At 54.4% G+C, this 15013-nt stretch carries 14 protein-coding genes and 1 tRNA gene; 3 read left to right on the top strand and 12 right to left on the bottom strand.

Annotated features, from left to right (window positions below; all coding sequences use genetic code 11):
• Positions 1-69: 69 nt before the first annotated feature.
• From Q1B13_RS12285 to Q1B13_RS12305, 5 genes are all read right to left on the bottom strand, one after another.
• Positions 70-942, bottom strand: coding sequence for a hypothetical protein (locus Q1B13_RS12285; RefSeq protein WP_299080134.1), 873 nt, complete (start codon positions 940-942; stop codon positions 70-72).
• A gap of 23 nt (positions 943-965) precedes the next feature.
• Positions 966-1295 carry a hypothetical protein gene (locus Q1B13_RS12290; RefSeq protein ID WP_299799820.1) on the bottom strand — a complete coding sequence of 110 codons (330 nt, stop codon included), beginning with the start codon at positions 1293-1295 and terminating at the stop codon, positions 966-968.
• A 124-nt stretch (positions 1296-1419) separates the two neighbouring features.
• Complete coding sequence (locus Q1B13_RS12295) at positions 1420-3171, bottom strand: dynamin family protein (protein ID WP_299080128.1); 1752 nt, start codon at positions 3169-3171, stop codon at positions 1420-1422.
• Positions 3172-3179: 8 nt separating this feature from the next.
• Complete coding sequence (locus Q1B13_RS12300) at positions 3180-5192, bottom strand: dynamin family protein (protein ID WP_298934999.1); 2013 nt, start codon at positions 5190-5192, stop codon at positions 3180-3182.
• Between the two features lie 2 nt (positions 5193-5194).
• Positions 5195-5617, bottom strand: a complete 423-nt coding sequence (locus Q1B13_RS12305; protein ID WP_298934998.1) for a hypothetical protein — start codon at positions 5615-5617, stop codon at positions 5195-5197.
• A gap of 866 nt (positions 5618-6483) precedes the next feature.
• On the opposite strand from Q1B13_RS12305, the gene Q1B13_RS12310 reads away from it, so the two are divergent.
• Positions 6484-6568 (top strand) — tRNA-Leu (locus tag Q1B13_RS12310).
• Between the two features lie 187 nt (positions 6569-6755).
• Here Q1B13_RS12310 and Q1B13_RS12315 read toward each other — a convergent pair.
• Both Q1B13_RS12315 and Q1B13_RS12320 read right to left on the bottom strand, forming a co-directional pair.
• A complete protein-coding gene (locus Q1B13_RS12315) occupies positions 6756-7256 on the bottom strand; it encodes a recombinase family protein (RefSeq protein ID WP_367180704.1) in 501 nt (166 codons plus the stop codon).
• Between the two features lie 114 nt (positions 7257-7370).
• Positions 7371-8051, bottom strand: coding sequence for an IS6 family transposase (locus tag Q1B13_RS12320; protein WP_299080122.1), 681 nt, complete (start codon positions 8049-8051; stop codon positions 7371-7373).
• Between the two features lie 91 nt (positions 8052-8142).
• Between Q1B13_RS12320 and Q1B13_RS12325 the strand changes: the two genes are divergently transcribed.
• On the top strand, positions 8143-8574 hold the full coding sequence (locus Q1B13_RS12325) for a helix-turn-helix domain-containing protein (RefSeq protein WP_299080119.1): 432 nt from the start codon (positions 8143-8145) through the stop codon (positions 8572-8574).
• 93 nt (positions 8575-8667) lie between these two features.
• On the opposite strand, the gene Q1B13_RS12330 is transcribed toward Q1B13_RS12325, so the two are convergent.
• Positions 8668-9387 (bottom strand): YafY family protein, encoded by a 720-nt coding sequence (locus tag Q1B13_RS12330; protein WP_298938220.1) that lies wholly within the window; start codon positions 9385-9387, stop codon positions 8668-8670.
• Positions 9388-9472: 85 nt separating this feature from the next.
• Here Q1B13_RS12330 and Q1B13_RS12335 point away from each other — a divergent pair, with 85 nt between their 5' ends.
• Positions 9473-9904, top strand: a complete 432-nt coding sequence (locus tag Q1B13_RS12335; RefSeq protein ID WP_299080116.1) for a RidA family protein — start codon at positions 9473-9475, stop codon at positions 9902-9904.
• 390 nt (positions 9905-10294) lie between these two features.
• On the opposite strand, the gene Q1B13_RS12340 is transcribed toward Q1B13_RS12335, so the two are convergent.
• The 4 genes from Q1B13_RS12340 to Q1B13_RS12355 form a co-directional block, all read right to left on the bottom strand.
• Positions 10295-11893 carry a hypothetical protein gene (locus tag Q1B13_RS12340; protein ID WP_299080113.1) on the bottom strand — a complete coding sequence of 533 codons (1599 nt, stop codon included), beginning with the start codon at positions 11891-11893 and terminating at the stop codon, positions 10295-10297.
• Between the two features lie 11 nt (positions 11894-11904).
• Entirely contained in the window at positions 11905-12939 is a 1035-nt protein-coding gene (locus Q1B13_RS12345; protein ID WP_299080110.1) for a hypothetical protein, read from the bottom strand.
• 583 nt (positions 12940-13522) lie between these two features.
• Positions 13523-13942 carry a hypothetical protein gene (locus Q1B13_RS12350; protein ID WP_299799821.1) on the bottom strand — a complete coding sequence of 140 codons (420 nt, stop codon included), beginning with the start codon at positions 13940-13942 and terminating at the stop codon, positions 13523-13525.
• 32 nt (positions 13943-13974) lie between these two features.
• The gene (locus tag Q1B13_RS12355; RefSeq protein WP_299799822.1) at positions 13975-14319 is read right to left on the bottom strand and encodes a hypothetical protein; all 345 of its coding nucleotides are present in this window, start codon (positions 14317-14319) and stop codon (positions 13975-13977) included.
• Between the last annotated feature and the right edge of the window lie 694 nt (positions 14320-15013).

Below are 15013 nucleotides of genomic sequence, written 5' to 3' on the forward strand. Positions count from 1 at the left end.
ATAACTCTTTACCCTGATACTTGAAACAATGAACTAAATTACTCGAATTTTTGAATATTACAGACGGGGTCATTTTCCCGTCTCCAGAAGCGAACTCCAAAGATTGACAACCGCACCTAATTTGCGCGCTTCATGCAGAGCAACGGCAGTTTTCTCGCCGTCATGTACCACAGCCAGACCGGCACCTTTACCACCCGAAGGGCGCATCACTATCAGTTGGGGGTGGTCCAGTTCTGTCTCTGTATCGTTGTCCCAGCCCGCCAGATCTGCAGCGAAACGCGTCAGCAATTTTTGATCAGGATGCATTGTTCCGTCGAGCGCGCACTGCCCTTCGAAACGCAGCGCATCCCCATCCGCACTTTCCATCAAAACGCGGCCAGTCGAGAACCGGTGAACCCCATCAAAAAAGTTCTGAGCCAGGCTTTCCGCCTGCTCGACAACGTCTTCTTCAGATTGTTCGGTAGCGAGCGCTTCGTCGGTCTCCTGTACAACCGACACAATGGGTTCGGAAGGCAGCTCAATCTGCTCACACGCGCTTTCAATTTCGCTGAGCGTGATGCCGACATCATCGGCTTCAAGCGTTGTATCCGGTTTCAGCGACACCAATTCCATGGGGGTAGGGGCGCCGGAGATGTCAGAAACAAGCTGCGCCAATTTACCGACCAAGTCTTCTCGCGCCTCGGTGTTGAAATCGGGAATAGGCCCTGATCGAACCTGGAAGACATCGGTAACCCGCGAGCTGTTAACCTCGATCGCCAAGCAGTCGCCATTTGCTGCCGTGAACTCAAGACGACGCGGCAGAACAGTCCCACGAATGACACGCAGAATTTCGACACGACGTTCCGAAGCGGTGTCACCAGAAACCAAAACGGCCGGCGACAATCTTGCCACCGACGACCGCCCGATATCTTCGAGCATTTCCAGTATGTCAGTATCCATCATGCCGTGACCCCCTCTGGTCCCGCTCAAACTGCGGCCGCAACCGACCCCAAGCTGAGATGTGATTTTGTTAGTGCCAAACCGACATTCGCGCTGTTCCGACAAATGTAGCAAACCACGTGATCCGGATATTCCTGGGTTCGCAAAAAGATGTTCAATCGGTCTTGCGAAAACACCGCAATTTCACCAAACCCCGGGTTTCCCGCCTCTTCCGTTCCTGCCTGCCTTAACAAAGCTTCAAAAGCGGCAACACCGCGTCCCTGAAACAAATTCGCCACAGCAACTGCCAGCGCATCCAAGACATTCGCGCTGTCTGGATCGGTAAGACATGTTCCCAAAAGCATGCCCGTTTCCATGTCAACATACCCGCCTGCAATACAGTCGGGTATGGAGTCCATTGCGGATTGAAGTGCGGCTTGGATCGACATATAACTATCTGTTTTCCATTATTAATTATCCACTACCTCGATTCGAGTTCCATTACAACATATGCCATTCTGCGCTGCTGTTTTGGCTGGCGCTCGGGATTGGACGTAAGGACTCCTTTACTTGTCGCGCATTGTGTTCGACGGCGATCTGGTCAAATTCAGCCAGAAAGGCTTTGAAGACGTTCTTCAATCCATCCGCATCCTCAGGAAGGTCTTCTTTGCCGACGATTTCCTGCCACATGGACGAAGCGCTCAACATCGAATCGGCGGATACATCAATCATTTCACCAGCGACGGTTTCTTTGATCTCGCCGACATCCTTGGGCTGCGGCGCGCCTTCGATCTCGATCAACCCGTTGGATTCTGGTTCGGGCTCATAATCGTCAACGCTATCATTCGATTGTTCGGCCATCAGCGCGGTAATGGAAGACACCGAAACTTCAATGCCGTGGTCTTCCGCTGGCTCACCCGATTCAAGTTCTTCACTTTCGATTTCGGGCGTGTCCGCCAGGGATCCGTTGAGAGAAACCAAAAGATCTTCTGAGTTATCTGTCTCCTCAACCTGCAATTGGTCCATGTCAGTTTCGTTGTCGAAGAGGGTTTCTTCCTCGATGTCGTCATCAAAATCCGGGTCATCAAGCAGGTCAAGGTCGTCATCATCCCGGTTGGACTCGGGTATGTTGCTCAGATCAAGCGGACCGTTGGACGTATCCTTGAAGAAGGCACGCAACTCGTCATCGTTGGTGTCAGCAGGTTCCGCGGCCGGCTCTGCTTCGGGCACCATTTCCGCCCGCAGCCGCTCGGCCTCTTCCGAGTCAATTCGCGTCCGTTCCGCATCCTCAGAGCGCCGCTCCACGCGGGCAGGGCGCACCGGGAAGCTGGTCACAACTGAAGACTCTGCCGGATCAATGTCCGTGCCGTCTGTCAGAGGGTTCACCAGTTTCAATGGCGAGGCACCTTCTGTACCCGATCCCGGTTCGACGGACTTAGATGCTGGGCGCAAAGGTTGAACCTTGGGCGCGTCCGACATGCTTTTGTCGATCTGGTACCGCGCCAACTGATCTGCGCGATTCTCCATGATATGTTCGGTAATCTCAAGGAAACTATCGATCATTTTGCCGCCGCCACTTCGCGACCACATCTCGGCATCGCCGGTTTTGTCCCGTGCGGTGATCGCGTCCCGTGCAGAGAACAAGATAGAGCGGTTGAACAGATGGCCGGCTTCGCGATTGACGCGGCGCAGCACTTTTTGACGGTCTTTTTGACCCAGTGCATCTGCCCGAGTGACCAGCAACAGAGAGTTGTTTTGCAGCCGTTCGGGCAGCGAGACCCATGTCGCACGCTCCGTTTCTCGCCACGCTTGGGTGGAATGGGTGCACCACAAGACACCGTTGGCCTGACCAACCGCGCGCTGCCACACATCCGTCGAGATCTTCGGGTCGGAGATTCCGGGAGTATCGATCAGATCAACGGCCTCAAGGATATCAGCCTCAAGGAAGATACGGATGAATTGCGCGTCATTCACGCCGACCGCTTCAAGCTGATCAAGTTCAATGTCTTCTGTGCTGCCGTCCTGCCGCTTAACATAGGCTGATTGATTGCCCCAGCTGAACCACACTGGCGGCAGTTGCGTTGCGGTGACTTGCGTTGGCAACGTCTGCGTACGCAACAGAAAGTTCATAAGCGTCGATTTCCCGGCGCTGAACTCTCCCATCAATGCGAAGACCGGCTTGCGGCGGGACCACTGCTCGATGCGTTCCCACGCTTTGGGCGAAACGAAGCGGGTTTGTGAATCTTTTGCCATTTGTTCGCTCATGCCGCTTCGTTGCTCAGATCTTTAAGGATGTCGCCCAGAATATCGTCCCGAGATTTCTGTGGCTGTAATCCTGCCATCAGCGCCGGATTCTGGCCTCCGTCTTTTTCTGCAGAAGCCGAGATGCTCAACAGAGTTTCTTTCTGCTCGCGCATGAAATCAGCCAGAATTGCCCGGACGTTTTCCAACACGGCCGCGACCTGATTCTCCTCGATATCCTTGGTGATCGAATTAGCCTCTGAGGCAATCAGGCGTGTATAGTCGGCAGCATACGCCTCGAACCCTTTGCGCTTTTGCCACCAACGTCGCCACCATGTGCTCTGAAGATCAAGAGCGATTGTACGGCCAATGCCAAGTGGTGGCGGAACCCGAGGGACAATGGGCGCTTCGATGCTGAACTCGCCCAAGTGGTTTCCAAGAAGCTTATGATACAGCGTTTCCACATCCGCAGCAGCAGAGGAATACAGCGCACCTGCCTCTTTCCGCATGGATCGCGCAAAGCTAAAATACGCGGCTTTTTGCAGGGTTCGCAGCCCGGCCGGGTCATACTGCCAGGTTCCTTGCTCGCCATTCATCTCCAAATGCGAGATCAGGGAATCCGTCGCGCGTTTGACAAAATTGGCTTCAGCCGAGTTCAGCCGCTCCAGTACCTTGTCGCGCAATGCCGCTGTCAGGTCTGCGACCTTCTTTTCGTACTCGGCGGAAACGGTCGAGATTGCTTCCTCTGGCGAAACACCATCCAAATCACGAACGACACCCTCGCCACTGGACAGATTCTTGGCCACTGCTGTTGCTCGGATCTGACTCGCGATGTTGCGTGCGCGATGGCGGACCCGGTCCAGCAGACGCGTTCCGGCACCTTCGGCGATGCGTTCGCTCATCGCAAGCAATAGATCGGGAAGGCCGGATAGAGCCCAGATCTTGTCGAGCGAGGCCGCCTGATCGCCAAAACCGGCAGCCAGATAGAACGTGTTCAGGGCCGCGCGGGATTCCTCGGTCAGAATATCCGGATTGCCGGTCAAGGCAGCTTCGGCCCACAAAGCACTGCCAAATACAACGCTTGCATTCTTGTCGATATTGTTCTGTTTCAGCGTGTCCTGAATCCTGTCGCGGATTTCGGGCACCTGAGTCACCGGGTCCGACAATTCATCGATGCGGTTCACAAAGAGAATGATCTGACGGTTTTCGAATTGGGAGATGATGCGCATCAGCGCCATGTCCATCGTCGTCAGCGCCTGACTGGCCGCCAAAACAACAATACATACCTCAGATCCGCGGAGGCTACGTAGCGTGATCTGCTCGCGAACCATGAAGGTATCGTTCACACCGGGCGTGTCACACAGCTTCAATGCGACCGGGTATTGCGGAATGTCCATATACAGTTCCGCTGACTTGGTTACATCAGCAAAACGCCCCGTTTTCGGGTCGATATCAGGATCGTCCTCGTCACCTAAACAAACGTAGCGCTGGATTAGCTCTTCATCGAAATACTCATACTGATGGCTCTGGCCCAGAATCAGATCAAAGTGTTTGCCCAACCGTTCCTCGGATTTGGCCTTCATTTCCCCGATTTGACGGCGAATGTCATCCATTTCGTCGTCCGCACCAGCCCGATTGGCCAATTCACCCAAACGACCACCCCCGACCATCAGGTTGTCCCATTCTTCTTGCTCAAAAAATGTAAACTTAGACTTTGTGTCGCCATGCGTACGCGTGTTGATGTTCAAGGTTGTCACAACAGACGTCCATGGGTTCACATCCGATGGCAAAAGTCCGGGACGGCCCGCAAGAATGTTTACAATCGACGATTTGCCAGCCTTGACCTGACCAACCATCGTCACGCTGGCAGTGAAATTTTCCATCCGCGTCTTAAGCGTGGCCAGCCGCGCCGAGGACCGTGCATCGGCCACCTCAGTCAATTGGTCTATCTGTGCGGTCAGCGAGGACATTGCTGACGTCATCGGCGCCAGAGCTTCGTTGCCGACAGACAAAAGGTGGTCGTTGCGCGCCATTATTAGCCTCCGGTTCCCGTTGCTGCCGTCTGGGATTGTTGTGTAACACGACCGGCAGGGATGCTGGTCAGTGTGTCGATACGTGCAATCAGTTCTATCGCGTTCCCCAAAATCGCAGCTTCTGCCCGAGGCGAAATAGTTTCATAAGCTAGGGAATCAGCCATAACTTCTATCGAGCTAAAGCGATCTCCGTTTTCCAGGCACGCGACGCGGCGTCCAGTTGGAAACCCGTCAGATTTTGCCGCTGGTAGCGGCATGCTTGCATTGGCCAGCAAGTAGTGCTCGCCGGAATGGGTACGCAGCGAGATTCCAAAGCCCGTTTCCGGATAATCCCGGTTCAGGGTTTTGAGCTCTCCAAGAAAACTTTCGCGAGCAAAGAAAACGGCGTCTTGCTCGGAAGCGGTAGAGTGGTTCAAATCGGTCACAGCAAACACCTTGTTGTGGAGTTGGGCGGAAAACTCGTACGGGTACCAGAGCGGCGAAAGGACTCTTTAAGTCGTTACGACCAACAAGAACCTTCAAGGCGGTGTTATTTTGACGCCAATGAGATTTTTTGGCGTTTGAATTGTGGCGCAAATGTGGTGTCGTGGCTTGGGAGTGCCTCAACCCTTGCGGGTGTCAGTGTTAGCGGCCCGGCGGCAACCACTCCGAATGACAGCTGGTGGCAGGCAAGTTTGCTGAGGTCATGGCTGCCAAACGCGCCCTCGGCTCCTGACAACAATCTTAGACCGAGGCAATCTCTCGATCAAACGTTTTGAAGCCAACAGGCTCGTCCTTTGTACGTTATTTTGTTGGTGTTTAAAATGCTGCCAAACAGCAAGGCGCAATTGTGGCAGTGAATACAAACTGATCAATTTAACATATGTTTCTTGCTGATAGAGAGTGATCTTGAAGTGATAATACTGAGTAGCGCTGGAAAGATTTCCTTGAGCTCTCGTAAAAGGAGCATAAAGGTGATCTCGGCAAAGACACTCAACGTAAACGAGATTTTCCAGGTAGCTAGTATCATGCTGGCAAAACCCGATCTCTGAACAGCATCGAAAAAAGGCAAATCGCTGCGTTTTCAAGGCCTCAGTATGAGAGATTCGGACGACGTGGCAAAACTCGATCAACCAAAAAAACCGAATGGATTATTCGCAACGTGTGCTTTTTTCAGTCCAGCACCCATTTGATCCGCAGTTATACATCGATCCCAGCTTCAACAATCTTAACGACGGTCTAATTTTACCTCTCGCACTTGGATGCAAGCTTTGCTATTGAGCGCCTCATTCTGGCACTTCGGTGCCAGGTTGCGGGTGTGGCGAAATTGGTAGACGCACCAGATTTAGGTTCTGGCGCCGCAAGGCGTGGGGGTTCAAGTCCCTCCACCCGCACCAAAAATATATTTACCATAATCATTATTCTCCGAATCAGCGCCGTACTCAGGGTACATTGTCGGAGTACGTAGATAATGAGACCGAGTTATTGAGACTCAACGTCCACAGGTCTCAATCACTTAGGTTTTTTGCGTACCTACAGAGCTCGAAGACAACCGATTGCTTGGCAACGCTTGAGCCCTACAGATCAGAGCAGCCTTGAGATCGTCGTGTGCGCAACACCGAGATCCAATGCGATGGCCCGGCAGGTATCACCGTTGGCCATGCGCTCGCGGGCAAGTTTCTGCTGATGTTCAGTTAACTTAGGTTTCCGGCCAAATTTGACGCCCTGTCGCGCAGCGATGGCTCGGCCCTCGTTCGCGCGCCGAGTGATACGCTCCCGTTCGTCTTCGGCCAAAGCGGAAAGGAAAGCGAGGATGCCTTTGCCCATCGGAGTGGTCAGATCGAGCCAGGGTTTATCAAGCACCTTCACATAGGCCCCACGATCTGCGATCCGTTGAATAATATTGATGCCGTCGATCATGGATCGTGTGGCTCTGTCCCACTCTGCGATCACAAACACATCCCCTGCCCCGAGCCCTGCCCCGAGTGCGTCTATCGCACGTTCGAGCTGAGGCCGTCCCTTCACGGTTTGCCCGGAAATTTTCTCTCGGAAAATCTTATCAACGATGGCGGCGTTTTTGTGCACCGATCTGTCGATCAAGGGATTGTCCGTGACTGGACACTCGGGCGTAACCAATAAGTATGACCGGTTCTGTCGCAAATTCCTTTCAAGGCTGAGTAGATGGCGCAGGCGGGTCGATTATCCTGCCAGTTGAGCGAACTGCTGATACGGCGAGAGTCCAGGCGTGAATTGACCTTTGCGGATCATGTTGACCAGTTCGATACCTGCCAGGGCTGATGCAGCTGAAGCGAAAGACTTGAAACCCAACATCGGCCTGATCCGACGTTTGATGAACCGATGATCCTGTTCAATGATGTTATTGAGATATTTCTGCCTCACCATCTCGATCGGTATTGGACAACCAAAGCTTTTGAGCATCTTGTTAATAGCCTTGATCCCGGCTGTGTTCGCACCGCTTTTGTCGATGACGATCTTACGTGGCAGCCCGTTGACTTCGAGCGTGCGGGCAAAAAACTTCGTTGCCGCGGCTTTGTTTCTGCGCTTGGACAGCATGAAATCAAGCGTTTTTCCAAACTTGTCGATCGCGCGATAGAGGTACACCCAATCGCCTTTCACTTTCACATAGGTCTCATCCATGCGCCATGAACGATCTGTAGCGCGTTTTCTATATCTCGCGGCTTCAGCCACGAGCCCGGCATATTTACCTACCCATCGATTCAGCGTCGCATGATCCAGGTCAACACCACGTTCGGCCATGATTTCTTCCAGATCCCGGTATGAAACACCGTAGCGCAAGTAGAAGAAAACCGCGTGCAAGATCACGTCTTTTGGAAAATGTGCGCCCTTGAATGAGATCATCACCGGTTGCTCCTGTCATTTTGAGTGCGCGCTATCAGAACCGCAGTTGGAACAACAGTCAGGTTTAGAGTTTGCGACAGAACCCAAGGCCATGCTCGACATTTCTGAACTTTCTCGCACAAGCGGATTTTCACCGTCAAAACTCCGCTATTATGAAGAGGTTGGCCTGATCCGGTCGGTGGGTCGACGGGGATTGAAACGTCTCTATGAGGGCGAGGTGAAGACAAGAATTTCCCTCATTTCGCTGGCGCAAACCGCCGGGTTTTCACTCGGCGAGATCAAAGAGACGATGGGTTCAGAAGGCAGGCCCGATCTGGATCGTACTGTTCTGGCAGCAAAGGCCGATGCAATCGACGTGAGGATCAAGGAACTGACGGCCTTACGGGACGGCCTTCGCCATGTCATGAATTGCACCGCCGAAAACCATCTGGATTGCCCGCGATTTCAGCGCATCATCCGTGTTGCACTGACGAAGAAGCAGGTCGAGGCGAAGCGTTCCAAAAAGAATCCCGACAAAGGGTGAAGGGATTGAGCGCGGACCTGACCCAACATTTTGGGGCCGTTGACGGGTCAAGATACTGGGACCCCTGCCGACCGGACGTCACGCGTTTTCTGTTCAGCGTGGTAATTCGCTGAAAGGACAGACATCGTCCTCGAACGGAATATGCCGTCTCCGGAATGATGTTCCCTCGACAACCTCGGGGCGGCTGATCCGATCCATGCGAAAATGCCGGAAATCCTCACGGCTGGGATCCCAGGCTACGAGATACCAGAGCGGCGGCAGGATGAGCATAGCTTGCGGTTCGACTTCGCGGCTTGATTCCCCGCCCTTGGCGTCCCGGTAGCCGAAGCGCAGGTTTTGCCGTTGCAGAAACGCGGTTTCGAAGGCAGGCAAAAGCGCGAGGTCAATCGTGCCCATGTCCGAGATGTCTTGTTTGGGCGACAGCTGACCGACATGTAGACAGTCAAGGAACCTGCGCAGATCCCGCACCTTGTCCGACGGTAGGGCCTTCTCGATCTTAGCAAGCCCCGCGTCGGCGAGACCGGAGAAGGGAAGGCTTCGCGCAGCACGCATGGCCGCGACACTGACGAGAAGCGCAAACACCTCTGTGACCGAGAGACGAGCGGTGGTCTGCACGGATCGCGGATCAAGTCGAACGCCCCCGCCGCGCCCACATTCGGAATGGATGACAAAGCCCTGGTCACGCAACGCCCCGATATCGCGCAGTACCGTTCGTCTGGACGCACCGACCTGACTGGCCAGCTCGTCGACCGTTGCGGTTCCGTTACGGCGAAGGGTGCGCACGATGGCATCATGTCGGAGGCGGATGTTCATTTATTCACTATAGCATTTTCAGTGACAAATTTTGTCACCGTAGGGTTCTAAGTCGATCCCGGTCCACTCAGCAAGGAGAATGAACATGACGTCTCGAGACCAGAATACATCCAACGGCGCATTGCCGAGCATCGTCAATCCACCGCACCTGCATGATCCCACGCTAAACGGCTATAGCACGGCAGTCGTGTCTCCCGCTGCGGGACGGCTTGCTTTTATGTCAAGACAGGGCGGACAGGACAAAAACGGTTACCTATCGCCGGAGTTCGGCAACCAGGTTGAGCAGGCCTACTCCAATCTGGCTGCCGTCCTCGACGCGCTCGGCGCTCTCCCCAAACAGATCGTGAAGCTGACCGTGTTCGTGGTCGACCACGATATGTCGAAGCTCGGCGTGCCGACCGAAAACCTGAAGCGGATGTTCGGCGAGACACTGCCCGCGCAAACGCTGACCCCCGTTCCGAAGCTTGCCATCGACCCGATGCTCTTCGAGGTCGAGGCTGTTTTGCTTTTGGATTGAGCGCTCGATTGCGGCGGCGACTTGCCGACGCAATCACAAACGCTACCTGGGTTACGAAGCGGAAGCTGACGTCCGCAAACTGCGCAGCATCGGTTACTGTTGGGCTCGATGCTGACTTCGGAGCTATCGTGGCATCTTTTTGACTGCCCGACCTCGCTCAGGTTTGAGCGGCCCTTTCCTGCCGGTGGCCCTGTCTTTAGGATGCTGCGGTCGCAGCCCACATTGCCGCCATTCGCGGCACCGCCAAAACATGAACTAGAATTGATCCTAGGATCGGTGACAAAATGGACCTGGCTGGAACTTGTTCGAAAGCACCCTGCCCGCCTCAACCCAACTTCCTCTGACAAGACCCTCGCAGAAACTGTCATCTACTGGTTATGAATCCTAACCTTAGTTGGCAGGCTTTGGAATGAGACCCGTAAACTCGTTCAACGGAGCGCTGATGGGGTTGGTCTGGAATACCTCACGGTTCTCCAACAAGCGTGAAAACAGTTGCTGAAGATGGGTTTGCCTGGCAGCAGGGTCTGCAAGCTGTTCCTGAGTACGGGCCAGGAAACCACGGACTCTGGTGTCCAGTTCGGTCACCGGATCTGGGTTTTTCAGCAACGTCAAAAAGTCATCTTCCGCCGCAGAACGATTTGCTTCTGCTTCAAGGCTGACGATCACCACTGCACGAAGCGTATCCGGCAATTGCGACAGTGATGGAGACCTCACTTCCTGTGGAACATGTCGCAATAGGGAAGCCCGCTCTTGGGAGAAGAGCGGTGTTTCGACATCAACGGCAAGCACGGCGGCAATGAAAGCATCATCCACAACCCCGCGTCTGTTGAGGCGTTCAACCATTCGGCGGTCGAATTCCGAAGGTTCTGGACCAAACCAAGGGAACAGAGTATCGCGACCCGGCATACACTCTGTGCCGATACTGTTGTCGGAAAGCAGTTCCTCATACTCTTCGAGCGAAAGGCCGAGGTTGCCGGGGGTGAATACGTTGGTGACAAGACCCAACCCGCCAAACACCGGCAGATCAATGTCGCGCATCTGAAAGATGTTCACGAAGAAACTGTCGGGAATGTTTAGTGCGCCCGTTGCACGATCGGTGAGGCCACCTTCGTCCAGCCCGGATGTTTTGTTGGAGCTTCCCAGATTTAATTCGGTAGGCTGAAACAGGCTATCGATCAAGTTTGGCAGGTCAGAGACGCGCACGCTTCCGTCTGAGGCGGTGTCAATGTGATCGCGTATATCCGCGTCCGCGAACCGTTGCAGCGAAGATTGTATGGAGACCTCGAGAATTTGAGCGCCGTTCAAGCGGTTGCCCAAAAAGTTGGTATTGGCAATCGGCCAGCTTTGCACACCGGGAAACAGGTAGAGAGCTTCAAAGGTGTTGGGCAGGCTGTGCCAGTGGTTCCATGGGAAAGTGAACTCTTTCATCACTGGTCCACCGTTCACGTGGCAGGATAGGCAGCCCTGCGAAAGGTGACTTGAAGAGGCCGTGTCAAGCTCGCTGGAACTGTTGCGGAAACGCCAGGTTCCTCCCTCAAGTTTGTAGTAGTTATAGGTGCCATGCGTAGCATCCCAGGCGACGACTTCGATATCTCCTACCGGGTTGTTGGGGGTCATGAAGACCGAAAAGAACACATTGTTGTCCAGAACGATGCCGCTCGGTGCGTGGGTGCCGTTAAATGAAATCACCATTCGCCGATTAGATGGACCGCATTCGGTCGACAAGGCACTGCGGCCAATCTGTTCTCCCACCACAAAACTCTGGAAGTCTGATCTGCCACCCTCCAGCAATGTGTTTATGACTGCAGTAAGTGACCGAGGTTGAGGTGCGGACTGAATGGCGATTTTAAAAAACGGGTCGTCAATCTCGTTAAGCAGCGGTGCTGGAATTGTTGTGGGAGGGCTGGCGTCAGTTGGCTGATGCAACAGTTGTTGGGCCTGCAACGGTGCTGCAATGGCAATGATGAGCGCTGTCAATTTGAGTTTCATCTTCACCTCCATCAACCAATACGCGCATCGGGGCGCTGAAGGGTTTCTTTGCCCTTGCGTGCCCATTCCGGAAGGTTTGCGTCATCCGCAATTGCAACCGTTGCCGCCACGAACAGCTTGTCCGCTACCTGAGAGCCGCTTGTGATCGGATCTCCGTCCAGCTCTAGCTCACCCGCTCCGCTGACCAGCAGGGTCCCTCGCCGCCCGTTTCGGCTCACAACCCAGCGGGGATCTAAGGCTGATTGATCGTTTATGTCGATCTGGGTACCATCAATCGTCCAGTTGCCTTCGAGGCGCTGGATAAAGATGCCAATCGGATCGACCAAAGAAAAAGATCGGGATGCGCGAACTTGCTGCTGGCAAGCAGTACAAATCTGGGGATCGGATTGTCGCCCCGGTACACATGCTCCACCAACATTCGCGCAAACTTCGGACGCTGGAAGCCCCGTTCGCTCGATACCGCAGAAAGCAGCGAGGCCAAAAAGCGCAGGTATGGAATTCACCGGAGTGGTAAGCGCAAGAATACCCTTCTGCCCGTTATTCCATGGGTTATTGCGCAGATGGTTTAGAAACAGAATCTCGCGTTGTCGGACCGTTGTTCCTGCCAGGTTGCTGCGGCCGTACAGCTCCGAGTTGGTCGGGGTTGCGCCTTGATTCATGGACTCAACCGCAGTCTTGATTCCGGTCGGTGACACCCCTGCCAACACGCCAAAGTACTCACGAAACTCAGTTGTAAAGGATATGCGATCTATGTTTCCGCCCGGAGTACGGAAAACGGACCACTCAACGTACTCCTCCTGCAAGTTGCGGTCGGCATCGATCTGAGTAGCTGTTCCTCCGACACGAATTGGAAAAGCTTTCCATGGAATTGTAGCCTCTGCGCGATCAGCTGTGTCGACGTCAAGAATAGCGTCAATCCAGGTAAACGCGCTGTCAGGTTGCTTGGCCGCGCTTCGATACTCCGCTTCGACAAGACCTCGCCATTCGCTGATTGCGCGAAAACGAGACAGGTGATCTGATCCAGACGGATCTGAATAATTGAACATGGGAAACCCCTAAAATAGAATACCTGAAACAAACCCAGTGTAGCATAGCTGTGACTTCGCTCAAAATGACCGTAGGCGCACAATTCAGATTGCACTGTGAAACTATTTTACTTGGCCAGACCCATGGCAGCCCCTTCGTGGACAAGCAGTATCGGGTGGTTTGTTTATTAACTCGGCGTTAGCCTCGTTTCCCTAGTCAAGCTGGCACCATGGTCAAAGTTTCCGCCGTCGTTAGGGTGCTTTGTCCATTCTTTATATCATTCTTGGGCACATATTTCTGAGAGCGGCGCGTTGCGCCGAGTGGAACGTTTGGGTTCGGAAATAACCGCGGAGTTCACTTTCGTCATGCCCAACGCGCTCTTTTCAGGCCTCGAAGCATTTGGTGCGGCCATGATTGCGGACTTTCGCCGTGGCCGTGAAATCGGGAGATGATCGAACTCACAATCTGCGGACGAAAGCACACATTGATGAAGCTGGTTTGAGTGACCGCTATGGCGCTTCGCCGCGCGCAGGCTGCCGCCTCCCCCACTGCGTGACTCTTTCCAGCGCGTAGGCGAGTTCTTTCCTATCGATTTGCTGCTTTTTACTCGGCGTCCGGACATGTCCTAGTTGTTGCACCAGCACCAGTGGGTCGCGCAGGATGGTGCCATCGCTGATTGGCACTTCCCATAACCGCAAAGGCATCTCCTGGATAACCTGTTGTCGCCATCAGACTACTCAGGATCTGGCGTTGCAGAATGCCAGCGAGCGCTTCCAGATAGGCGGCAGCTCCTCGCTTTGATGCCATGCCCAGGCTCAACACGGTCTCTTTCTCGACAAAGGCTTCCATGGCCCGGCAAACGCCTTCTAGGGCCTGCATCACTAAGGTATCCGGCCATCGGAGGAAGCGCTTTTGCCCGGATGCGACCTGATGCGAACACACAAGCCTTTCGGTGAATTTGCCGATCAGGCAAATCACATTGTAGAAATGGGTGACAGCGTCGGGCGTGGGGCTGTCCGACATCAGATCGAAGACAGCCGCATTCGACACATGGATCAGGATTTCCGCCGTCCGCCCCCTTGCTGCCCGATCGGTGGGTCGGAGCCATCTGTCTGCCGGTCTTTCTTTGCCAGCCACTCGCCCAGTACCGGAAGGTGCTGGGACAAGGCGTGCCATTTGGGAAGGATGATCGGGCCATCGCTCGGCTCGAAGCGGCAACGCAGGATGAGCGCGACAGCGTCCGACGTCAGTCGGTGCACCTGAGTTGCACTTTCTGAATCGCGGGTTGCGAGATCATGCGCCTCGTTCAGCATGCACCGCGCAGCGCGCGTGCCGAGACTGTCCAGCGCAAGGTCGGTCAAAATGGCTTCTTCGTCGGGCCGCCGCGCTTTCTGGCCCAACTGTGCAGAGAAGATCGGCCAGCCCGAGACTCGAGTATCCGGACACCCTCGCGATAGATCTCCACGTCATCGCGCGCATCATCCGGCCAGGTCCCGTCGCTGATCGCATCGGAGCCCCATCAGTTCACTCAGTCGAGACCGATGATCGTTGTACAAAAGCCGATCGCCGCTTCCCCGTTGCCGCGCTTGAAACGGCCGAAACCGCAGTCGTCCAGATACACAACGATCCAGCTTTCGCAACTGACAAAGCTGAACTTTTCATCCTCGTACGAAAAATTTTCGCGATAGTTGAGATACGCCTGACCGATAGCCTCCAGTCGTTTTGGCGATGCTTGAGTCGCGAGATAACAGCGTCGATGGTTCCGTAGAGCGAGCCGAGACACATGTTGCGAATGGGACGCTCGAATCTTCCGACCAATCCTTGACGAGGCTCTGGACCTCACGAATGTCGCCTCGGTCCAGCCGTGCGAGCGCCCCGCAATGAAGGACCCGATTGAACCGCTCCCATTGGAAACTTCGTCTGAGGTAACGCTTCAGATTCTCGGAGACGGTTTTGAAACTGTTCGCATCCTCTGACGCCATCCGGACGTGCGTTCTGAAAATGCTCGCCAAGCACCGCAGCAAATTCTACCACCAAGCACGCATGATGGATTTGGTGGTGATTGCGTCCATGCCTTGCAAAGTCATGTCATTT

Origin of the sequence: uncultured Ruegeria sp. (assembly GCF_947489545.1) — a bacterium.
Classification (GTDB): domain Bacteria; phylum Pseudomonadota; class Alphaproteobacteria; order Rhodobacterales; family Rhodobacteraceae; genus Ruegeria.

What these genes read in the sequence shown, in the direction of transcription:
- Q1B13_RS12335 (WP_299080116.1), top strand. Translation starts at nt 9,473, where the DNA reads ATGACGTCTCGAGACCAGAATACATCCAACGGCGCATTGCCGAGCATC.
- Q1B13_RS12340 (WP_299080113.1), bottom strand. Translation starts at nt 11,893, where the DNA reads ATGAAACTCAAATTGACAGCGCTCATCATTGCCATTGCAGCACCGTTG.
- Q1B13_RS12350 (WP_299799821.1), bottom strand. Translation starts at nt 13,942, where the DNA reads ATGTCGGACAGCCCCACGCCCGACGCTGTCACCCATTTCTACAATGTG.
- Q1B13_RS12345 (WP_299080110.1), bottom strand. Translation starts at nt 12,939, where the DNA reads ATGTTCAATTATTCAGATCCGTCTGGATCAGATCACCTGTCTCGTTTT.
- Q1B13_RS12325 (WP_299080119.1), top strand. Translation starts at nt 8,143, where the DNA reads ATGCTCGACATTTCTGAACTTTCTCGCACAAGCGGATTTTCACCGTCA.
- Q1B13_RS12290 (WP_299799820.1), bottom strand. Translation starts at nt 1,295, where the DNA reads ATGGAAACGGGCATGCTTTTGGGAACATGTCTTACCGATCCAGACAGC.
- Q1B13_RS12300 (WP_298934999.1), bottom strand. Translation starts at nt 5,192, where the DNA reads ATGGCGCGCAACGACCACCTTTTGTCTGTCGGCAACGAAGCTCTGGCG.
- Q1B13_RS12330 (WP_298938220.1), bottom strand. Translation starts at nt 9,387, where the DNA reads ATGAACATCCGCCTCCGACATGATGCCATCGTGCGCACCCTTCGCCGT.
- Q1B13_RS12285 (WP_299080134.1), bottom strand. Translation starts at nt 942, where the DNA reads ATGATGGATACTGACATACTGGAAATGCTCGAAGATATCGGGCGGTCG.
- Q1B13_RS12320 (WP_299080122.1), bottom strand. Translation starts at nt 8,051, where the DNA reads ATGATCTCATTCAAGGGCGCACATTTTCCAAAAGACGTGATCTTGCAC.
- Q1B13_RS12295 (WP_299080128.1), bottom strand. Translation starts at nt 3,171, where the DNA reads ATGGCAAAAGATTCACAAACCCGCTTCGTTTCGCCCAAAGCGTGGGAA.